Origin of the sequence: Micromonospora sp. NPDC002717 (genome assembly GCF_040295705.1) — a bacterium.
GTDB lineage: Bacteria > Actinomycetota > Actinomycetes > Mycobacteriales > Micromonosporaceae > Micromonospora.
The window spans coordinates 50,219-70,840 of record NZ_JBEOVW010000032.1 but is presented as its reverse complement, the minus strand read 5'-3'; the positions used below and the strand labels follow the sequence as shown (position 1 = coordinate 70,840).

The 20,622-nt window shown below is 74.9% G+C and carries 18 protein-coding genes and 2 pseudogenes; 8 read left to right on the top strand and 12 right to left on the bottom strand.

Going from position 1 to position 20,622, the window contains the following annotated elements:
- On the bottom strand, positions 1-133 hold a 133-nt coding region (locus tag ABT006_RS30210), incomplete at its 3' end, for a helix-turn-helix domain-containing protein (protein ID WP_350711873.1).
- 246 nt (positions 134-379) lie between these two features.
- On the opposite strand from ABT006_RS30210, the gene ABT006_RS30205 reads away from it, so the two are divergent.
- A complete protein-coding gene (locus ABT006_RS30205; RefSeq protein ID WP_350711871.1) occupies positions 380-1,162 on the top strand; it encodes an acyl-CoA dehydrogenase C-terminal domain-containing protein in 783 nt (260 codons plus the stop codon).
- A gap of 76 nt (positions 1,163-1,238) precedes the next feature.
- On the opposite strand, the pseudogene ABT006_RS30200 reads toward ABT006_RS30205, so the two are convergent.
- Positions 1,239-2,931 (bottom strand): annotated as a pseudogene (locus ABT006_RS30200) (long-chain-fatty-acid--CoA ligase).
- A 110-nt stretch (positions 2,932-3,041) separates the two neighbouring features.
- On the opposite strand from ABT006_RS30200, the gene ABT006_RS30195 reads away from it, so the two are divergent.
- The gene (locus ABT006_RS30195) at positions 3,042-4,673 is read left to right on the top strand and encodes a glycosyltransferase 87 family protein (RefSeq protein ID WP_350711870.1); all 1,632 of its coding nucleotides are present in this window, start codon (positions 3,042-3,044) and stop codon (positions 4,671-4,673) included.
- A gap of 69 nt (positions 4,674-4,742) precedes the next feature.
- On the opposite strand, the gene ABT006_RS30190 is transcribed toward ABT006_RS30195, so the two are convergent.
- Positions 4,743-5,456 (bottom strand): polyamine aminopropyltransferase, encoded by a 714-nt coding sequence (locus ABT006_RS30190; RefSeq protein WP_350711869.1) that lies wholly within the window; start codon positions 5,454-5,456, stop codon positions 4,743-4,745.
- Positions 5,457-5,587: 131 nt separating this feature from the next.
- Between ABT006_RS30190 and ABT006_RS30185 the strand changes: the two genes are divergently transcribed.
- The gene (locus ABT006_RS30185; RefSeq protein WP_350711872.1) at positions 5,588-6,592 is read left to right on the top strand and encodes a zinc-binding dehydrogenase; all 1,005 of its coding nucleotides are present in this window, start codon (positions 5,588-5,590) and stop codon (positions 6,590-6,592) included.
- A 161-nt stretch (positions 6,593-6,753) separates the two neighbouring features.
- Here the strand turns inward: ABT006_RS30185 and ABT006_RS30180 are convergent.
- The 4 genes and pseudogenes from ABT006_RS30180 to ABT006_RS30165 all read right to left on the bottom strand — a co-directional run.
- Positions 6,754-7,626, bottom strand: a pseudogene (locus ABT006_RS30180) (sulfite exporter TauE/SafE family protein); the annotation flags it as partial.
- Positions 7,623-8,228, bottom strand: a complete 606-nt coding sequence (locus ABT006_RS30175; protein ID WP_350711868.1) for a rhodanese-like domain-containing protein — start codon at positions 8,226-8,228, stop codon at positions 7,623-7,625. The gene ABT006_RS30175 and the pseudogene ABT006_RS30180, both read right to left, overlap by 4 nt.
- Positions 8,229-8,404: 176 nt before the next feature.
- Entirely contained in the window at positions 8,405-9,805 is a 1,401-nt protein-coding gene (locus ABT006_RS30170) for a rhodanese-like domain-containing protein (RefSeq protein ID WP_350711867.1), read from the bottom strand.
- A 137-nt stretch (positions 9,806-9,942) separates the two neighbouring features.
- Positions 9,943-10,212 (bottom strand): metal-sensitive transcriptional regulator, encoded by a 270-nt coding sequence (locus ABT006_RS30165; protein WP_350711866.1) that lies wholly within the window; start codon positions 10,210-10,212, stop codon positions 9,943-9,945.
- Positions 10,213-10,446: 234 nt separating this feature from the next.
- Between ABT006_RS30165 and eccB the strand changes: the two genes are divergently transcribed.
- On the top strand, positions 10,447-11,838 hold the full coding sequence (gene eccB, locus ABT006_RS30160) for a type VII secretion protein EccB (RefSeq protein WP_350711865.1): 1,392 nt from the start codon (positions 10,447-10,449) through the stop codon (positions 11,836-11,838).
- 54 nt (positions 11,839-11,892) lie between these two features.
- Here the strand turns inward: eccB and ABT006_RS30155 are convergent, their stop codons facing one another.
- The 5 genes from ABT006_RS30155 to ABT006_RS30135 all read right to left on the bottom strand — a co-directional run bounded on the left by ABT006_RS30155 (position 11,893) and on the right by ABT006_RS30135 (position 16,761).
- The gene (locus ABT006_RS30155) at positions 11,893-12,498 is read right to left on the bottom strand and encodes a class I SAM-dependent methyltransferase (protein WP_350711864.1); all 606 of its coding nucleotides are present in this window, start codon (positions 12,496-12,498) and stop codon (positions 11,893-11,895) included.
- A gap of 229 nt (positions 12,499-12,727) precedes the next feature.
- Positions 12,728-13,492, bottom strand: coding sequence for a phosphoesterase PA-phosphatase (locus ABT006_RS30150; RefSeq protein ID WP_350711863.1), 765 nt, complete (start codon positions 13,490-13,492; stop codon positions 12,728-12,730).
- Between the two features lie 49 nt (positions 13,493-13,541).
- A complete protein-coding gene (locus tag ABT006_RS30145; RefSeq protein WP_350711862.1) occupies positions 13,542-14,408 on the bottom strand; it encodes a carbohydrate ABC transporter permease in 867 nt (288 codons plus the stop codon).
- Positions 14,408-15,370 (bottom strand): carbohydrate ABC transporter permease, encoded by a 963-nt coding sequence (locus ABT006_RS30140; protein WP_350711861.1) that lies wholly within the window; start codon positions 15,368-15,370, stop codon positions 14,408-14,410. Before ABT006_RS30140 ends, ABT006_RS30145 begins: the two co-directional genes overlap by 1 nt.
- On the bottom strand, positions 15,367-16,761 hold the full coding sequence (locus ABT006_RS30135) for an ABC transporter substrate-binding protein (protein ID WP_350711860.1): 1,395 nt from the start codon (positions 16,759-16,761) through the stop codon (positions 15,367-15,369). Before ABT006_RS30135 ends, ABT006_RS30140 begins: the two co-directional genes overlap by 4 nt.
- 116 nt (positions 16,762-16,877) lie before the next feature.
- Here ABT006_RS30135 and ABT006_RS30130 point away from each other — a divergent pair, with 116 nt between their 5' ends.
- The 4 genes from ABT006_RS30130 (at position 16,878) to ABT006_RS30115 (ending at position 20,593) form a co-directional block, all read left to right on the top strand.
- Positions 16,878-17,915 (top strand): zinc-dependent alcohol dehydrogenase, encoded by a 1,038-nt coding sequence (locus ABT006_RS30130; protein ID WP_350711859.1) that lies wholly within the window; start codon positions 16,878-16,880, stop codon positions 17,913-17,915.
- Positions 17,916-18,734 (top strand): sugar phosphate isomerase/epimerase family protein, encoded by an 819-nt coding sequence (locus tag ABT006_RS30125; RefSeq protein WP_350711858.1) that lies wholly within the window; start codon positions 17,916-17,918, stop codon positions 18,732-18,734. It begins immediately after the preceding gene.
- Entirely contained in the window at positions 18,731-20,104 is a 1,374-nt protein-coding gene (locus tag ABT006_RS30120; protein WP_350711857.1) for an MGH1-like glycoside hydrolase domain-containing protein, read from the top strand. The genes ABT006_RS30125 and ABT006_RS30120 overlap by 4 nt, the downstream gene beginning before the upstream one ends.
- Before the next feature lie 84 nt (positions 20,105-20,188).
- Entirely contained in the window at positions 20,189-20,593 is a 405-nt protein-coding gene (locus ABT006_RS30115; protein ID WP_350711856.1) for a DUF2267 domain-containing protein, read from the top strand.
- Positions 20,594-20,622 lie beyond the last annotated feature (29 nt).

Genomic DNA, 20,622 nt, shown 5'->3' with positions numbered 1-20,622 from the left:
GTTGGGTGGCGTATGCGCGGGTCCGCATCTCGAGGGCTTTGTTGTAGACCAAGCGTACGCACCCGAAGGTGCGGTTGAGTTGTTCGGCCTGCTCACCGGTGGGATAGAAGCGGTACTTGTATGCCCGCTTCACCACTCCGCTCACATTTCACATTCTAGCGGTCCATTGTGTTGCACGATCATTGAGGGGAGGGAGCGGCGTTTCCTCCCGGCCCTGAAGGGCTGGTTTCCACGCCGCAACTCTGATGAACGAGGCCCGGATCGGGGTGGGCGCGGGTGCCACCGCCCTCGGCTACACGGCTACCTGAAGTCGCTCGCGTACGCCCGCCAGCGACCGCAGGGCCGCCCGGCCGCCGACAAGGACCCCACCGCGCCGCAGGTGCCGATCGTCGCCCACCCCGACGTGCGGCGGATGCTGCTGGCGCAGAAGAGCTACGTGGAGGGCGCGCTGGCGCTCGTCCTCTACTGCGGACGGCTGCTCGACGAGGAGAAGACCGCGCCGGAGGCGGCGGACCGGGAACGCGCGCGACTGTTGCTGGACGTGCTCACCCCGATCGCGAAGAGCTGGCCGTCGCAGTGGTGCCTGGCCGCCAACGACCTGGCCATCCAGGTGCACGGGGGCTACGGCTACACCCGCGACTACGACGTCGAGCAGCACTGGCGCGACAACCGGCTCAACCCGATCCACGAGGGCACCCACGGCATCCAGGCGCTGGACCTGCTGGGCCGCAAGGTGACCATGCGCGGCGGGGACGGGCTCGCGCTGCTGGTCGAGACGGTCCGCGCCACGGTCGCCCGGGCGTGGAAGACCGAGGGCGAGGCCGCCGGGCTGGCCGGCCCGCTCGGCGCGGCCCTGGACCGGGTCACCCTGGTCACCCGGCGGCTGTGGAGCACCGGCGACCCGGCGGTGGCGTTGGCCAACGCGAGCGTCTACCTGGAGGCGGTCGGCCACGTGGTGATCGCCTGGATGTGGCTGGAGCAACTGCTCGTCGTCGAGGCGGCCGGCGGCCCGGGCGACGGGCCGGACGCCGAGCTGCACGCCGGCAAGCGGCAGGCCGCCCGGTACTTCTTCCGCTACGAGCTGCCCCGCACCGGGCCTCAGTTCGACCTGCTGGAGAGCCTCGACCGGACCACGCTGGAGATGCGCGACGACTGGTTCTGACCGCCCCGCACCACCGTCCCGCCGCCGCACCCGACCTGCGCGTGACGGTGCGGGCGGACCGACCGGCCCCGCCGCCTCAACCGTCGGCGAGCAGCCGGTCGCGCACCTCGCGGCGCAGGACCTTGCCGATCTGCGAGCGGGGCAGGTCCTCGACCAGGACGACCCGGCGGGGCACCTTGTACGCGGTGAGGTGCTGCCGGCACGCGGCCCGGACGGCGGCCTCGTCCAGGTCGGCCTCCTCGTGCGGCACGACCGCCGCCACCACCTCCTCGCCGCCGTGCGCGCCGGGCAGGCCGACCGCCGCGGCGTCGCGCACGCCCGGGATGCTGCGCAGCGCGTCCTCCACCTCGGACGGGTAGACGTTGAACCCGCCGGTGATGATCAGCTCCTTGATCCGGTCGACCACCGTGACGAAGCCGTCGGCGTCCGTCACCACGATGTCCCCGGTGCGCAGCCAGCCGCCGGGCAGCAGCACCGCCGCCGTCTCCTCCGGGCGGCGCCAGTAGCCGGCGAACACCTGCGGCCCCCGGATCAGCAGCTCGCCCGCCTGGCCCGGCTCGCGGTCGCGCGCGGGGTCCTCCGGGTCCACGATGCGGATCTCGGTGGACGGGAACGGCACCCCGACGGTGCCGGGACGCCGGGCGGGGGAGACCGGGTTGCCCAGCGCCACGGGGGAGGTCTCGGTCATGCCGTAGCCCTCGACGAGCAGCCCGCCGGTGACCGACTCCCACACCTCGACCGTCGCCGGGGGCAGCGCCATGGCGCCGGAGATGGCGTACCGGGCCGAGGTGAGGTCGACGCCGCGTTCCCGGGCTGCGGTGGCGAGCTTCTCGTAGATCGGCGGGACGGCGGGCAGGAACGTCGGCGGGCGGCGGTGTGCCGCCTCCAGGGTCTGGTCGAGGTCGAAAGCGGGGAAACAGCACCAGCGTGGCGCCGATGCCCACCGCGAAGGTGAGGCACAGCGTCAGCCCGTACGCGTGGAACAGCGGCAGTACCGCGTACACCGTCTCCGCGCCGTCGCGTAGGCCCGGCACCCAGGCGCGGCCCTGCGCCGCGTTGGTCCGCAGGTTGCGGTGGGTCAGGACGGCGCCCTTCGGCGTGCCGGTGGTGCCGCCGGTGTACTGCAGCAGCGCCGTGTCGTCCGGGCCGGGGGCGGGGTGCCCGGCGGCGAGCGGCGGGCCGGCGGCGACGAGGCGTTCCCAGGGCAGCGCCCCCGGCGCGGGCGCGGTCATCGCCGCGCGAGCGGCGCGCGCCCGAGGCAGCGGGAGCCGCAGTGCCCAGCGCTTGCGCCGGGGCAGCGCCCGGGTCAGGTCCACCGCGACCACGGTCTCGACCGCCGTGGCGCCGGCGGTACGGCGGACGAGGGGTGCCACCTTGTCCCAGACGACCGCGACGCGGGCGCCGTGGTCGGCGAGCTGGTGCGTGAGCTCCTGCTCGGTGTAGAGCGGGTTGTGCTCGACCACCACCGCGCCGAGGCGCAGCACGGCGTAGAAGGCCACCACGTGCTGCGGACAGTTCGGCAGCACCAGCGCGACCCGGTCGCCCCGGTCGACGCCGAGCCGCCGCAGCGCCTCAGCCGCCCGGCCGACCTGGTCGAACAGGTCGGCGTACGTGGTGGTGGCGCCGAAGAAGTCGAGGGCGACCCGGGGACCGAAGCGACGGGTGGCGTCGCGTAGCAGATCGACCAGCGACTCGTCGCACGGCGGGACTGTCGCCGGCACGCCCGGGGCGTAGCTGCGCAGCCAGGGCCGCTCCGCACTCAGGTCCATGTCTCTCCTCCGCACGTCACGCGTCGCCGGGCCTACTTCACGGTAACCTACGGTCGCGTAGGTATTGGTCGGGGTCCCCGGCGGCCGGGCGCCGGCCGTAGACTCCGACGATGCGGGATCGGCGGGTGGCGGTGCTCTGGTCGGTGTTCGTCATCGTCGCCGCGGGGTCGTCCGCGCTCGTGACGCTCCGCCCGGACCGCCTCTCCGACCTGCACATCTACCGGGGCGCGCTGCTGCACCTGCACGCCGGCCGACCGCTTTACGACTTCGTCGCCGAGAACGGCGGGCCGTTCACCTACCCGCCGTTCGCGGCGCTGGTGCTCTGGCCGGTCGCCGCCGTCCCCGAGGGAGTCGCGCAGGGCGTCTGGCTGGCGTTGACCTGCCTCGCGGTGGTCGCCATCGCGGTGCCGGTGGGCCGCCTGCTCGCCGGCCCCGGGCCTCGGCGGGCCCTCGTCGTGCCGGCCGTCGCCTGCGCCCTGATGCTCTCCGCGCCGGTGCAGAGCAACCTCCGATTCGGCCAGGTCAGCATCTTCATCGTGCTGCTCGCGCTGCTGGACGGCATGGGTGTCGTCCCGGCCCGACTCCGGGGCGTGCTCGTCGGGGTGGCCGCCGCGATCAAACTGACCCCGCTGCTGTTCGTCGTCTACTTCCTCGCCACCGGACGCTACCGGGACGCCGGGCGGGCCGTGGTCACCTTCCTGGGCTGCGCCGCGCTGGGGGCGGCGGTCCTGCCGGCGGCGAGCTGGACGTACTGGACCGAGGCGATGCGCGACACGGCGCGGATCGGCAACCTCGCCTCACTCGGCAACCAGTCGGTGCACGGCATGCTGCTGCGGATCGGGCTCGACGAGGCGTCCCTGCCGCTGCTCTGGGCGGCCCTGGTTGCCGTTCTCTGCGGGGTGGCCCTGCTGCGGGCGCGGCACCTCGCCGCGCACGGGCGGCCCGGGCACGCCGCCGTGCTCGTCGGGTGCGCCACCGTCGCCGCCTCCCCGGTGTCCTGGACCCACCACCAGATCTGGCCGGTGCTGGCGGCGATGCTGCTGATCGGCGCCGAGGGGATCGCCCGGCGGGTGGCCGGCGGCGCGCTGCTGGTGGCGATGGTGGTCTCGCTGGGGGTGGTGCTGGCCCCGGTCTCGACGACCCCCGGGATCCAGTTCCTCTTCGAGAACGCCCGGGCGCTGGGCGTCGGGGTGCTCTGCCTGGCCGGGTTCGGCGGGGCGGCACTGGCGGTGGCGGGCGCGGGCCGGTGGCCCCGGGCGGCCCGCGGCTGGCTGCGGGTGGGCACCACCGCCGCGCTGGCCGTGGCGTTCTTCGCCGTGCAGCCGCTGCCGGCCGGCGCCGACCCGACGTTCAAGGCGTACACGCTGTCCGACGTGGACAATCCACGCTACTTCTTCGTCTGCCGGGGCCCGGTGCAGTGCGCCGCGTACGGCACCGACGCCCCGGTGACCTTCGGCACCCGGCGCGAGAAGACCAAGGTCCGGGTCAACGGGGTGGTGTCGCCGGCGGTGGCCCGGCTGGAATACCACTCCGCTCCCGGCGGCGCGCCCCGGGTCATCCCGCTGCTGGCGGCCCATCCGGGGCCCCGGACGTTCTCGTTCCGGTCGGCGACCATGGCCCACGGCCGGCTCGTCGCCTACGCCGCCGACGGGCGACCGATCGCGACCTACGACGAGGAGCTGGCCGCCGCGCTCGACGTCACCGGCGCCCGGCGGAGTGGTGCATCGCCTGCCGCCCCTTGACCGCCGCCAGCACGACGACCGCGAGCAGCGCCACCGCGCCGCCGCCGGAACGCCTGGTCAGGTGGCCTGTCAGAGCTGGGCGACGTACACGGTGTTGGTCGACTCCCCGCCGGTCAGCGGGTTGGCGAACGGGACGACGTGGGCCCGCGCGGTACGGAACACCGCGGCGAGCGCCTCCTCGAACGCGGCGTCGGGCGGGTCGTCCGACCAGAGGGCGAACACCCCGTCCGGGTGCAGGTGGGCGGCGAGCCGGCGCAGGCCGTCCGGGGTGTAGAAGGCGGCGTGGGTGGGGTGCAGCACGTTGCGCGGCGAGTGGTCGACGTCGAGGAGCACGGCGTGGAACCGCCGTCCCGGCGCCTGCGGGTCGAAGCCGGTGCCGTCGGCGACGGCGGCGAAGAAGTCGGCCCGCACGAAGCGGGTACGCGGGTCGGCGGCCAGCCCGGCGGCGAACGGCAGCAACTCGCGGCGGTGCCAGTCGATGACGTCCTCGATCGCCTCCACCACCAGCAGCGAGCCGACCCGCTCGTCGGTGAGCGCCGTGCGGGCGGTGTAGCCGAGGCCGAGGCCGCCGACGACCACGTCGAGGTCGCGCCCCGCCAGCGGGGCCAGCCCCAGCCGGGCCAGCTCGATCTCCGCGACGGGGAAGAGGCTGGACATCAGGAACTCGTCGTCGAGCTTGACCTCGTACACCTCGACGTCGAGCGACGGGTCGCGGCGCCGACGCAGGCTGATGAGGCCGATCGGGGTGTCCCGCCAGGCCAGTTCCTCGAATCGCACGCCCACGGGCCCGGATGCTACCGGGCGGCGCCCCGAGGGCCGGCCACCGGCGCGCATTCCTTCCGTCCGGCCGGGTATGCGCGCTCGTCGAGGGCCGCCGACCGGGGGCCGGACAGGGAGCGCGCACTGTGGCGGACATGCTGGCCGGACGGCTGCACGTGGCGGACCGGGTGCTGCGGATGGAGTCGGTGCCGGTGCCGGAGCCGGAGCGTGGGCAGGTACGGATCAGGGTCGAGGCGGCGGGTGTCTGCCTGTCGGACGTGCACCTGATCGACGGCACCCTCACGCCGCTCTACCTGCCCGGCGACGTGGTGACGCTGGGCCACGAGGTCGCCGGGGTGGTCGACGCGTTCGGCGACGACGTCGAGGGGTGGGCGCCGGGCCAGCGGGTGCTGCTCCAGGCGGGGGAGCGGGACCGGCGCGGCACGGTGTTCACCCGGGGCGTGGACTACGACGGCGGCTGGGCCGAGTACGCCGTGGCCCGCGAGGACACGGTGGTGCCGATCCCGGACGACCTGCCGTTCGAGCAGGCCTGCATCATCCCGGACGCGGTCTCCACCCCTTGGGCGGCGGTGACGGACACCGGGCGCACCCGGCCCGGAGAGGCGGTCGCGGTGTGGGGCGTGGGCGGCCTGGGCGCGCACGCCGTCCAACTGCTGCGCCTGGTGGGCGCGGCCCCGGTGATCGCGGTGGAGCCGCTGGCGGCGGCGCGGGACCGGGCGACGGCGCTGGGCGCCGACGCGGCGCTCGACCCGGCCGACCCCGGGCTCCGCGACGCCGTGCTGGAGTTGACGGGCGGGCGGGGCCTCGACGTCGCGTTCGACTTCGCCGGGGTGACTCCGGTCCGTGAGCAGGCGCTGACCGTGCTCGCCCGCCGGGGTCGGCTGGTGCTCGCCGGGATCGCCAACAAGCCGGTCACGATCGCGTCGGACAGCCCGTTCAACTACTTCCGGCAGGCGCTGCTCGGCCACTACGGCTCGGAGTCCGAGCACGTCGAGCAACTGGTGTCCCTGGCCCGGCAGAGGCGGCTCGACCTGAGCGCGTCGATCAGTGACGTGCTGCCGCTGGCCGAGGCGGAGGAGGCGGTGCGGCGGGTGCACACCAAGGAGGGCAACCCCATCCGGCTGATCCTGCGTCCCTGAGCGGTACGGCCCGCCGGGTCGCCCCGCGACTCCGCCCGCCGGTGGAACCGGCGTCACGGCCGCACCGCCGCCCGGCCGGGTCGGTCTGCCCGGCCACGCCGGTCTGCCCGGTCGTGTCGGTCGTGCCGGTCGCGTCGCCGGCGACGGCGCGGCACACCGGCACCCGTCGTCCGGTCGGGTCGGGCGCGGCGCCGGCGGTCGCGCAGCAGCGCGCCGACCACGGCGGCGGCCACCGCTCCCGCCACGGCCCAGAGCAGCGGGCTGGTCCGCACCTGCCCGGGGAGCTGCTGGCCGAGGACGAAGAGGCCCATCGCCGCCACGAACCACCCGAACGCCTTGCGCAGCACGTTCTCAGGGACGTGCCCGGCGAGCCGGCCGCCGGCGAGGCTGCCGACCACGGCGGCGGCGGTGACCGCGGCGGCCAGGCCCCAGTCGACGTCGACGGTGGACAGGTAGCCGGCCAGGCCGGCGAGGGACTTCATCGCGATGACCACGAGCGAGGTGCCGACCGCGACCGGCATCGGCAGGCCGCCGAGCAGGGCGAGGGCGGGGACGACCAGGAAGCCGCCGCCGGCGCCGACCAGGCCGGTGACCAGGCCGACCACGACGCCGTCGAGCACCACCCGCAGCACCGGCAGCTCGTGCGGCACGGGCCGGCCGCCGCCGCGGCCGCGCCGGCCGCGGATCATGGCCGTCGCGGTGGCGAGCATCATCAGGGCGAAGCCGGCGAGCAGGACCGCGGCCGGGACGAACGCGGCGAGGCGGCCTCCGGCGTACGCGCCGGCCATGCCCGCGGCCCCGAAGACCAGGCCGGTCCGCCACCGGACGCGGCCCGCGCGGGCGTGGGGCAGCACGCCCACGGCGCTGGTCACCCCGACGACCAGCAGCGAGGTGGCGATCGCCTCCTTCGGCGGCAGGTCGGCGACGTAGACCAGCAGCGGTACGGCGAGGATGGAGCCGCCCCCGCCGAGCAGGCCGAGGCTGATCCCGATGAGGACGGCCAGCCCGACGGTCAGCGCGAGGCCGCCGGTCACGACCGCCGCCCGGTTGTCGACCCCGCACGCAGTTGACCGACGACGGTGTCCAGGTCGCAGCTGGCGCCCCGGTTGTAGGGCAGCTTGCCGAGCAACATGCCCATGGCGCAGGTGTTGGTGACGGCGGCGACGGTGAGCCCGGCGCCGATGAAGCCGGCCACCCACTTCAGGCCGGGTACGAACACCGAGCCCAGGATGCTGAGCAGGACGATCGACCCGGCGACGAGCCGCACCTGTCGCTCCAGGTCCCAGCGCGGGGCGCCCTGGGTGATCGGCGCGTGGGCGGCCTGCCAGGCCGTCATGCCGCCGTGCAGGACCTTGAGCCGGGGCAGCCCGGCCCCGGAGAGGGCCTGCTCGGCCTGGGTGGCGCGGGCGCCGGAGCGGCAGATCAACACCACGTCCTCGTCGAGGTGGTGGCGCAGTTCCTCGCGGTGCTCCTTGAGCAGGTCGAGCGGGACGTTGTAGGCGCCGGGGATGTGTGCGGTCTCGAACTCCGCCGGGGTGCGCACGTCCAGCAGGCGGGGCGCGCGGCCGGAGTCGATCAGCTCACGCAGGGCGGCGGCGTCGAGGGCGGCAGGGCGGGCGTTCTTCGAAGTGCTCATTCTTCCTCATTCGGGATGTATCACGTGAAATTCGGGCAGGGACCGGCCGGCCGCAGCGGTTTCGCGGCGGCCGACTCGGACAGGGGTTGGCCGGCCGAAGCCGCTTCGCGGCGGCCGACCGGCGCAGGGGGCTGGCCGGCCGCCGCCGGTCGCGGCGGCCGGCGGCCAGGTTCAGGTCAGGCGCCGCCGACCATGGCGACTCCGGCGGCCTCGGCCCGGGCGAACGCGTCGTCGAGCACCACGACCTCGCGGCCCGCGTTCGCCAGCAGCGACGCGGCGGCGGTGGCCCGGTACCCGGAGCCGCAGTGCACCCAGACCACGCCCGGGGGCACCTCGGCGAGCCGCGCAGGCAGGTCGGGCAGGGGGATGTGCACGGCGCCCTCGACATGGCCGGCGCGCCACTCGTTGGTCATCCGGACGTCGAGCACGACGTCCGGGGCGGGCAGCCCCGCCGGGGTGTTGCCGGCGCGGGCGGCGGCCAGCGCGGGGAAGTCGGCGGTCCGCAGGTCCCGCAGCTGCCCCGGGTCGGCGGCCCACTGCTCGGCCGTCCCGGTGGCCTGGGCGGCCGGCCGGTCGATGCCGATGCGGACCAGTTCGCGCTGGGCGTCGGCGACCTGCGCCGCGGTCTCCGCGAGCAGGGTGATCGGTGTGCCCCAGTCGACGAGCCAGCCGAGCCAGGTCGACATCGGGCCGTCGAGCCCGAGGCTGACGGTGCCGGCCAGGTGTGAGGCGGCGTACGCCTTGCGGTGCCGCAGGTCGACGACCCACTGGCCGTCGGCGATCCGCTCGCGCAGCGCGGCGGCGTCGGCCCGGGCGACCGGGGTGAGGTCCACGGGCGCCGGACCGGCGAGGTTCGCCACGCCCATGTGGGCGTAGTACGCCGGGTAGGCGTCGAGCCCGGCCAGGGTCTCGGTGACGAACTCGTCGGCGGCCAGCCGCAGCACGGGGTTGGCCCGCTTCTCCCGGCCGATGGTCGACTCCGGCGCGTCGGCCTGGCTGGCCGAGCAGAAGCTGCCGAATCCGTGGGTCGGCCACACCTCGGCCCCGTCGGGCAGCAGGTCGGCCAACCGTTTCGCCGACGCGTGCTGGTGGTGGGCGAGTTCGTGGGCGTGCTGCGCGCCGAGCAGGTCGGTGCGGCCGGTGGTGCCGAAGAGCAGCGAGCCGCCGGTGAACACCCCGACCGGCCGCCAGCCGCCGTCGTCGGCCTCGTCGAGCGCGTACGACAGGTGGTGGAAGGTGTGCCCCGGCGTGGCCACCACCCGGAGCCGCATCGCGCCGGAGACGGGCACGGTGTCGCCGTCGGCGACCGGGGTCCGGTCGAACCCGACCTCGTCGTCGGCGGCGACCAGGTAGTCGGCGCCGGTCAGCCGGGCCAGTTCCAGGCCGCCGGAGACGTAGTCGTTGTGGATGTGGGTCTCCACCACGTGGGTGATGCGCACGCCCTTGGCGCCCGCGAGGTACATGACCCGGTCGATGTCGCGCTGGGGGTCGACGACGATCGCCACCGCGCCGTCGGAGGCCAGGTAACTGCGGTCGCCGAGCGAGGACGTCGCGATGACGGACACCTCAACTGCCATTGCCGTGCTCCTTGTGGGATCTATACCCCGGGGGGTATCCGACGGGCACACGTCCGCGGTTGTCGACGTGTGCGCAGTGCTTACCCACCCACGTCGCTGTCACGCGACGTGGGTGGCCGTGCTCCGTGCTTGTGTGCTCAGGCCAGCGAGAGGAAGAGCTTCTCCAGCTCCTCCTCGGTCATCTCCGGCGCCTCGCCGCGCTCGCGGGCGGCGTTGCAGTGCCGCATCCCGGACGCAATGATCTTGAAACCGGCCCGGTCGATCGCCTTCGACACCGCGGCTAGCTGGGTCAGCACGTCGCGGCAGTCCTGGCCGGTCTCCATCATCTCGATGACCGCGTTGAGCTGCCCCCGGGCCCGCTTCAGGCGGGTCAGCGCGTCGCTCGTCATCTCGGGTCGAAGCTTCACCCCGCACCTCCTCGTCACCGACTATACCCCGGGGGGTACCCGATGACACCATGCTACCCCCGGGGGTATGGCGGGTGCCAGTCCCCGGGAGGTGCCCCCCTGGCCTGATCCGCCGGAGCGCCCACCCGGGGTGACGCCGGCGGAGGCGGGGGCCGCGCAGCCGCGACGCAGGGTCCTCGGGACATCGACGGAACGCTTATCCTGTGCCCCGACCGCACCACCGGAAGGGATCCCATGCCGTCGCGGCAGGACCAGTTGCACTCGTACCAGTTCACCGTCCAGCGGGCGGTCGCCGCCCTGGTGATGCGGGAGACCGACCCGGCGCAGTCGCCGTTCCGGCGGCTGGCCGGCGCGGCCCTGGCCAGCGTCCTGGTCGCGGCCATCGGCCTGGGCGGTTTCGCCCTCTACGGCCTCTTCGCCGGCGGGGGCAGCAGCTGGCGCGACCCGGGCGCGGTGATCGTCGAGAAGGAGTCCGGGGCCCGCTTCGTCTACCGGGAGCAGAAGCTGCACCCGGTGCTCAACTACGCGTCGGCCCTGCTGATCATCGGCGCGGAGCGGCCGAAGACCGTGCTCGTCTCCCGCCGCGCCATCGACGGGGTGCCGCGCGGGTTGCCGCTGGGCATCGCCGACGCCCCCGACTCGCTGCCCCCGCCCGGACGATTGTCGACCGCGCCGTGGACGGTCTGCTCCCTGGCGGCCCCCGAGGACAACCGGTCGACGCCGCGGTCGGCGCTGCTGATCGGCGTGGCCGGCGACGGCGGCCGGGCGCTCGGCGAGGACGCGCTGCTGCTGCGCCACCCCGACGGCGCGCTGCACCTGGTCTGGCACCAGCGTCGCTACCTGCTGCGCGACCCCAACCGGGTGCTGGCCGCCCTGGCGGCCACCCGGGCCCGGGCCGTCCCGGCGGCGCCGGCGCTGCTCAACAGCCTGCCCGCGGGCGCCGACCTGGCCCCGCTGGCCCTGCCCGCCGAGGGGGAACGCTCGGCGCGGGTCTCCGGGGCGCGGATCGGCGACGTCTACCTGGTGCGCAACTCCGGCGGGGGCCGGCAGTACGCCGTCGCGTTGCGGGACGGCCTGGCGGGCATCACCGAGTTGCAGGCCGGCCTGCTGCTCGCCCGCACCGGGCAGGGCGAACCGGAGCCGATCACCCTCGGGCGCTTCGCCGCGCTGCCGAAGCTGCCCGACCTCGCGCCGACCGGCCCGACCGCTCCGCCGACCGCGCCACCCCGCCTGGCCGCGCCCGACGGGTCCGCGCTCTGCGTCCGGGTCGGTGACGACGGCGGCGCGACCGAGGTCAGGCTCGGCGTGGGGCTGCCCGACCTCGCCGCCGCGCCGCGCACCCCGCCTCCGGCGTCCGGCGGCGGGGTGCGCGCGGACCACGTCGTGGTGGAGCCGGGCCGGGGCGCGGTGGTCGAATCGGTCGCGGCGCCGGGCGCGCCCGGCGGCGCGGTCTCCGTGGTGACCGACCTGGGACGGCGGTACGTGCTCGCCGGCGGCGAGGTACGCGGGATGCTCGGCTACCGCGACGTCCGGCCGCTGCGGCTGCCGGCGGGCCTGGTCAGCCTGGTGCCCGCCGGCGCCACGCTCGACCCCGCCGCCGCGCGGGTCGTCGCCACCCCCGCCTGACCCGGCCGGCGACGCCCGGCTCGGGCGACGCCCGGCTCAGGCGGCGGGGCAGGCTCAGGCGGCGGGGCGGCGCAGCACGGTGACGGCGAAATCGGCGTCGTCGCGCCAGGGGCGCAGGTCCCAGGTGGCGAAGCGGTGCTCCAGCCGCAGCCCGGCGGCGACGGCGTCGGCGTCGAAGTCGGTGAGCGGATAGCCGCGGTCGGTGCCGAAGCCCACCGCCACCACGCCGTCGGGCCGCAGGTGGGCGGCGATCCGGCGGAGCACGTCCCGCTCGGTGCCGGGGGCCACGAAGGCCAGCACGTTGCCGGCGACGACCACCGCGTCGAACGGCTCCGGCTCCCCGGCCGCCGCCAGGTCCAGCTCGGCCAGGTCGGCCACCAGCCAGCGCGGGCCCGGGTGGTCGGCGCTGGCGGCCTCCACCAGCGCCGGGTCGGCGTCCACGCCGACCACCGCGTGCCCCCGGGCGGCCAGCTCCGCGCCCACCCGGCCGGTGCCGCAGCCGGCGTCGAGGATCCGGGATCCCGGCGCGACCAGGGCGTCCACCAGCCGGGCCTCGCCGGCCAGGTCCGCCCCCTCGGCGGCCAGCCGGCGGAACCGGTCGATGTACCACTGCGAGTGCTCCGGACCGGTCTCGGTCACCCAACGGGTCGGCTTTCCCATGCCGCCACCGTAGCCGGATCCGGCCGGCCCTCCGGCGGCGGGCACACCTGCGCCGACGGGATCACGCTCGCGGGCGCCGACGCGCGGGTGCACCGCGCAGGCGTCCGGGCCGGCGGGTCCGGCATCCGCCGAGCGGACGGCCGGCGGGTCCGGCATCCGCCGAGCGGACGGCCGGCGACGGCGCCACGGCGCGCCGCCATGCCCGGCCCGTGGCGTCGGTCGTCGCGGGTCAGGTCAGCGCGAGGAATGCCGCGGCGGTGAGCGGGGCGCCGGCGGCCGCTCCGGCGACCACCTGGGCCCCCGTGTGGTCGCGCAGGCGCACCCGCGACCAGGCCACCGCGACGACCAGCGACCAGAGCGCGTGCAGCGCGGGACCGAGGACCAGGACGAGGACGGCCACCGAGCCGGCTGCGGTGGCGGCGTGCACACTGAGCTTCCACCAGTGGTTGACCGCCGTGACGACCGCCCCGTTGACGAGGGTGGCGACCATCAGCGCGACCAGCATCCGGGGCGCGTCGAGGGCCACCAGCAGCGCGATGCCGACCGCGACGGAGGCCAGCCCGAGGGCCAGGGGGCGCAGCCGCTGCGTGTGGTCGCCGATGTGCCGGTCGGTCAGCCAGCCCCGGCGTACGCCGTACAGCACCACGCCGACCGGGACCACCGCGCAGAAGACCAGGGCGGCGCCGCCCCAGCGCAGCACGCCGCCGAGGCTGCCGGTGGCGCGCGCCGCCACCACCAGCGGCATGACGGTGACCAGCACGCTGGGCGCGAGGACCTCCGTGACCAGCCGGGCCACGCGGCGGCCGAGGCTCCGGTCGACCGGGTCGACGTCGACCGGTGCCGCGTCGACCGGTACCGCGGCGGGCGGCTCTGCGCCGACCGGTGCCGCGGCGGGCGGCTCTGCGCCGGTCAGGCCGACGCCGGGCGGGGCCGCCGCGGGCGGGACGCCGGCCTTGGTGTCGGTGTCGGTGTCGGTTTCGGGGGAGGCTTCCACCCGGGACATCCTTGGCCAGCGGCCCGCCGCGCGGCAACCCCGCCCTGCCTCAGCCCTTCTCGGCGCCGCTGGTGAGCCCCTCCGTGAGCAACCGCTCGCTGGCGAAGAAGAGGATCACGATGGGCAGGGTGAGGATCACCGAGCCGGCCATCAGCACCGTCTTCGGCACCTCGACCCCGTCCGCCAGCTGCGCCAGCCCCAGCGACACCGTCCACCGGTTCGGCTTGTCGACCAGGAAGAGCAGGGCGAAGAGGAACTCGTTCCAGGCGATCATGAAGTCGTACAGGGCGACCGCCATGATGGACGGCGCCGCCAGGGGGAGGCTGACCCGACGGATGATGCCGAGCCGCCCCGCGCCGTCGATGGCCGCGGACTCCTCCAGGCTGACGGGGATGGTCTCGAAGTAGTTGCGCAGCATGTAGACCGAGACCGGCAGGGTCTGCGAGATGTAGACCAGCACCAGGCCCAGCAGCGAGCCGCGCAGCCCGGCCCGGGTGAAGACCACGAAGAGCGGGATCGCGATGACGATCGACGGGAAGAGGTAGACCGCCAGGAAGAGGAAGTCGACCTGCCGCCGGCCGAAGAACCGCAGCCGGGCGACGGCGTACGCGCCGGGGATCGCCACGGCCAGCGTCAGCAGGGTCGCCGCGACGGCGACCAGGCCGCTGTTGCGCATGAAGGTGAGGAAGCCCTGGCCGCCGTCGTCGGCCGCCCTGACCACCTCGGCGTACGTGTCGAAGGTCAGCTCGCCGAGGCCCACCACCAGCGAGCCGGGGTCGAGCAGCAGCCGCTCGACGGGGCGTACCGAGAGCACCAGCATGTAGTAGAAGGGGAAGACGGTGACCAGCAGGAACATGGCGATCACCAGCCGGCGCAGCCAGCGCAGCCCCACCGTCTCGATCCGGTCCCGGTCCATCAGTCGACCCTCCGTCCACCGAAGAAGCGCAGGTACACCAGCACGAACACGATCAGCACCACCGCGAGCACGACCGCCTGCGCCGCCGCCGCGCCGATGTCCGTCCGCGCGGTCAGGAACTCGTAGACCCGGACGCTGACCACCTCGGTGCCGGCCGCCCCGCCGGTGAGCAGGTAGACGTCGTCGAACTTGTTGAACGTCATGATGAACCGCAGCACGCCCAGCAGGCCGATCACCGGCAGCAGCTGCGGCAGCAGGATGTGCCGGAACCGCTGGGTGGGGGTGGCCCCGTCCACCCGGGCGGCCTCCTCCAGCTCGCCGGGCACCGCTTGGAGCCGGGCGAGCAGGAACAGGAACGCGAACGGGAAGTAGCGCCACGCCTCGAACGCGATGACCGTGGCCAGGGCCGTCGACTCCTGGGACAGGAACGGCACCGGGGTGTCCCAGCCGAGGAACCGGCGGCCCCAGTCGTTGACGACGCCGAGCTGGGGGTCGAGCATCACCTGCCAGACGAAGGTGACCGCGACCACCGGCGCCACGTACGGCAGCAGCATCGACGCGCGCACGAGGGTGCGGCCCCGGAACGGCCGGCGTACGACGAGCGCCGCCACCAGGCCGAGGACGATCGAGCCGGCGGTGCTGGCCACGCTGTAGACCAGCGTGGTCCAGAGGGTGCCGGCGAAGCCCGGGGTGTTCAGGACCCGCTCGACGTTGTCCATCGTGAACTCGCCGAAGAGCCCGGTGCGGCGCAGCGTGGCGAGGCGTACCCGCTGGAAGGCCAGCACGACGGTCCAGACGATGGGGACGCCGATGACCGCGACGACGACGAGCAGGGTCGGGGCGACCAGCGCCAGCCCGGCGCGGGCCTCCCGGCGGCGCAGGGTCAGCGGTCGCCGGCGGGGGGCCGGGGCCGGCCGATCCCGGGTGGGGGAGCGGCCGGTGCCCGGCGCGGCGGTGGTCAATTGACGCCCGCCTTGATCGCCTCCACGTCCTTCTTCGCCCGGCCGGCGGCCGCGGCGGCGTCGGTCTTGCCGGCGACCACGTCGTTCAGCGCCTTGGGCACGGGCAGCTCGCCGAGGATCGCGCCGACCAGCTTGCCCTGGCCCTGGGTGAGGCCCCAGCGCTGGAAGGTGTCCGGGCTGCGCCGCAGGCCGGCGAGCACCTCCTCGCCGTACACGTCGGCGAGCGGCTTCTTGGCGTCCACCCCGGCCTGGCTGGCGTTCCAGGCGGTGAGGTACTTCTCCGGCTCGGCCGCGGTGCCCTTGCGGACGGGGAAGCGCCCCTCGGGGGACATGCCGAACCAGCGCGGGTAGGCGTCGCCGAGCATGTGCTCCACGAACGACTTCGCCGAGTCGGCGGCGGCGCCGTCGAGCACCGCCCACGAGCTGATCTCGCCGTACTGGGCCGGCGCGGCGCCGTTCGGGCCCTTGATCGCGGTGACGAAGCCGCTGTTCTTCGCCAGGTACGTCGGGTCGGCCTGGCACTGTGGGCAGGTCGGCCTGGCGTCGTCGCGCAGCCCGGCCAGCTCGTCGAGGATGAACGGCGACCAGATCAGCATGGCCGCCTTGCCGGCGAAGTAGGTGGCCCGCGTGGTGTCGACGTCCTGCGCGCCCTTGACGGAGCTGGTGCGCATGAGGTCGCCGTAGAACCGGAACGCCTCGACGCACTCGGGGGAGTCCAGCTTCACGGCCCCGGAGTCGTCGGTGAGCTGGCAGTTGTTGGCCAGCGCCAGGTGCTCGAAGGTCTGCTGGGTGAACACGTCGCCGGGGGCGGTGGCGGCGGTGATGCCGGCGACGCCGCCGGTGTTCAGCTTCGTGGCGGCGGCGGTGATCTTCTCGTACGTGTCGGGGGCGGGCAGCCCGGCGGCGTCGAACAGGTCCTTGCGGTAGACGAGTAGCTGACCCCAGCCGTCGCTGGGCACGGAGAGCTGTCTGCCGTCGTCGGCGGTCAGTTCGAGCGCGCGCGGCGAGAACGTCTGCCGGCCGAGCGCCTCGACGACCTCCGCGTTCGCCGAGGGGTGCAGCAGTTCGTTGCCGGCGAGGGTGCGTACCCCGGCCAGCGACACCGAGCCGACCACGTCGGGCAACTCGCCGGCGGCGGCGCTGGAGGCGATCAGCGAGGGGAACTGGTCCTCGTTCACGGTGACCAGGTCGACCGTGATCCCGGTCCTGGCGGTGAAGTCCGCGATGATCGCCTTGGTGGCGGTGACCCGGTCGGCCACGTCCTCCAGGCTCCACACGGTGATCTTCTTGCTGTCGCTGTCGGTTTCGTCGTCGCCGCAGGCCAGCAGGCTGGACCCGGTGACTGCCATGATCAGGGTGGCGGCGAGTATCCGCATCGGAGGTGCTGACATCGGTGGCACTCCTCTCGAAGGGTATACAAGGGATTCAACGCCTTCGATTGATCAATTACAAGACATATACCGATTTTCTGCCTACGATGGAGCCCAGTGCTACCGGGATGTGACTCATGGTCAACTGGGTTGTCTCTCTGGCCGGGCCCCGACGGATCAGCCTCGAGCCCTGCCCCCCGGATCCGCTCGGGCCCGGTCAGGTCCGCGTCCGCACCTGCTACTCCGGCATCTCGGCCGGCACCGAGCTCACCCTCTACCGGGGCAGCAACCCCCGGCTGAGCAAGGACTGGGACGACGTCAGCCGGATGTTCGTGCCCCGGCAGACCTCCGTGCCGTACCCGCTGGTGGGCTTCGGCTACGAGGAGGTCGGCGAGGTCGTCGAGGTCGCGCCCGACGTGGCCGGCCGGCGGGCGGGGGAGGTGGTCTGGGGCATCTGGGGACATCGCGCCGAGGCGGTCGTGGCCGCCGAGGCGGTGCACCCGCTGCCCGCCGGGCTGGATCCGCTCGCGGCCGTCTTCGCCCGCCCCGGGGCGATCGCCCTCACCGCCGTGCTCGCCGGCGACCTGCACCTCGGCGACTGGGTCGGCATCTTCGGGCAGGGCGTCATCGGGCTGCTCGCCACCCGCCTCGCCGCACTCTCCGGCGCCCGGGTGGTCGCCGTCGACCGGGTGCCCGCCCGGCTGGCGCACGCCACCCGCCTCGGCGCGCGCATCGCGGTCGACGCGGGCACCGAGTCGGCCGCGGCCGTGCTGCGCCGGGCCACCGGCGGCCGGGGCGCGGACGTCTGCCTGGAGCTGTCCGGGGCCTACCCGGCGCTGCACGAGGCGATCCGCTCCACCACCCACGCCGGCCGCGTCGTGGCCGCCGGCTTCTACCAGGGGCAGGCCGACGGGCTCGGCCTGGGTGAGGAGTTCCACCACAACCGGATCCAGCTGGTGGCGGCCCAGGTCTCCGGGCCGACCCCGGCGCCCGGCATGGCCGGCCGGTGGACCGGATCCCGCGTCGCACACACCTTCATGGACCTGGTGGCCGAGGGCAGCGTCGACCCGCTGCCGCTGGTGAGCCACGTCGTGGACGCCAGCGCGGTGGCCGACGCGCTGGCGCTGCTCGACCGCGGTGACGGTGACGCCCTCCAAGTGGTGCTGAGGTTCTAGATGACGATCCCACTGGCCTGTCAGGAGCAGCTCCTGCCGGGCACCGACCTGATCCAGAAGTTCGCGCTCGCCACCGCGCTCGGCTACGACGCGATCGAGCTGCGCGGCCGGGGCGACCTCGGCCTCGCCCGCCGGCTGCCCGAGCTGCGCCGCGCCCGGGCGGCCGGGGTGGTCATGCCCACCGTCTGCGTCGAGATGGACCACTTCATCGGCGACTTCGACCCCGAGCGGTCCCGTGACGCGGTGCGCAACCTGCGCTCGCAGCTCTCGGTGATCGCCGAGCTCGGCGGCGTCGGCGCGATGACCCCGGCGGCGTGGGGGATGTTCTCCCGGCGGCTGCCGCCGTTCGAGCCGCCCCGCTCGCCCGCCGGCGACCGGCAGGTGCTCCTCGACGCCCTCGGCGAGCTGGGCGAGCACGCCCGCGCCGAGGGGGTCACCCTCTTCCTGGAACCGCTGAACCGGTACGAGGACCACATGGTCAACCGGCTCGACGACGCGGTGACCCTCTGCGCGGCCGTCGGGCTGCCCTCGGTGCGGGTGGTGGCGGACACCTTCCACATGAACATCGAGGAGGACGACGTGCACCGGGCGCTGCGCGCCGCCGCGCCCTATCTCGGGCACGTCCAGGTCAGCGACTCCAACCGCTACCAGCCGGGCGCCGGCCACCTCGACTGGCCGGCCCTGGTGCGCACCCTGCTGGAGATCGACTACCGGGGCTGGCTGGCGCTGGAGTGCCGGCTGCGGGGTGATCCGGTCCGCGCCCTGCACCAGGCCGCCGCCGTGCTCCGACACGCGCAGCCCCGGCAGGCGGCGGCATGAGCACCGACACCGCGGACGGCGGCCCGGGCACCGGGACGGCCGCCGACGGCGGGGCCCGGGATGGCGGGGCGCTGCGCCAGATCGCCGTCGCCACCCTCGACGGCAACTGGGAGCACGACCACACCGTGCCCTCGCGCACCCTCTACCCGCACCAGTGGAGCTGGGACTCGGCGTTCATCGCGCTCGGCTGGGCCCACGTCCGCCCCGACCGCGCCTGGCGGGAGCTGGCGAGCCTGTTCCGGGCCCAGTGGGCCGACGGGCGGGTGCCGCACATCGTGTTCAACCCGGCGCTGCGGCCCGGCTCGTACTTCCCGGGGCCGGAGTTCTGGGACTCGGCCCTCGCCGAGGGCGCCCCGGCCGCCGCCACGTCCGGGCTGGTCCAGCCGCCGGTGCACGCGCCCGCCGCGTGGCTGGCGTACCGCCGGTGCCCCTCCGAGGACGGGCGGGCCGCGCTGCGCCGGCTCTATCCCGGGCTGGTGGCGCAGCAACGCTACCTGACCACCCGCCGGGACGTCGGCGGGGGCGGGCTGGCCTGCATCGTCCACCCGTGGGAGTCCGGGCTGGACAACAGCCCCGCCTGGGACGCGCCGATGGCGGCGGTGCCCGCCGACGCCGCCGTCATGCGCGCGTACCGCCGGCACGACACCACGCACGCCGACGCGGCGCACCGCCCCACCGACCTCGACTACGCGCGCTACGTCGCGATCGTGGCGTCCTACCGGCAGCACCGCTACCGCGACGCGGAACTGGCCGCCCACCATCCGTTCCTCGTGGAGTGTCCGCTGTTCAACGCGGCGATGGGCGCCGCCGAGCACGCGCTCGCCCGGATCGCGCCGGTGGTCGGGGCCGACCCCGGCCCGCACCGGGAGCGCGCCGCCCGGATCACCGAAGCCCTGGTGCACCGGCTGTACGACCCCACGACCGGCACCTTCCAGCCCCGGGACCTGCGCGCCGACCGCCTCGTGCCGGCCCGGACGGTGCTCGGCATCGTCCCGCTGATCCTGCCCGACCTGCCCGCCCGGCAGGCCACGGCGCTGGTCGCCGAGGCCTGCTCGCCGCGGTTCGGGTTGGCCGCCCGGATGGACCGGCCGCTGCCCAGCCACGACCGCACGGCGCCGGACTTCGAGCCGCTGCGCTACTGGCGCGGGCCGAGCTGGATGAACGTCAACTGGCTGGTGCGCCGGGGGCTGCTCACCCACGGCCGTCCCGACCTGGCGGCCGGCCTGCGCGACTCGATGATCGAGCTGGTGGCCCTCTCCGGCTGCCACGAGTACTTCCACCCGGACACCGGCGCCGGGCTCGGCTCGCCCGCCTTCGGCTGGACCGCCGCGCTGCTGCTCGACGTCCTCGCCGACGACCCGGGCGGCTGAGTCGCCGCCCGACCGGCGGGCGAGGGCCCGTTTGCCGGCGGCGGGCGCGGGTATGCGCGGGGCCGGTGACGACAGGAGGGCGCCGTGCGGTTTCCCCTATTCGTCGACGCGGTGTCCCGCCGGGCGGGGCTGTCGACCGCACAGTCCGCCACGATCGCCCGCGCCGTGCTGCAGACGATGGTGGAGCGGATGACCGGCGGCCGGTCGGGCGACCTGGCCGGGCACCTCCCCGACGAGCTGGACGGCTACCTGGCCGGTCCCGACCCGTCCGACGGCCGGCCGGCCACCCTCGGGCCGGCGGAGTTCCTGCGCCGCGTGGGGGAGCGGGCCGGGGTGGACGAGGCCACCGCCCGGGTCGGCACCGGCGCCGTCTTCGCCACCCTGCGGGAGGCGGTCACCGTCGACGAGTTCCGCGACATGGTCGCCCGGCTGCCCGGGGACTTCGACGGCACGAGCCAGCCGATCCCTCGCCCGCCATATGACAGCTGACGACCCAGCCTGTCATCCGTCGTTCACAA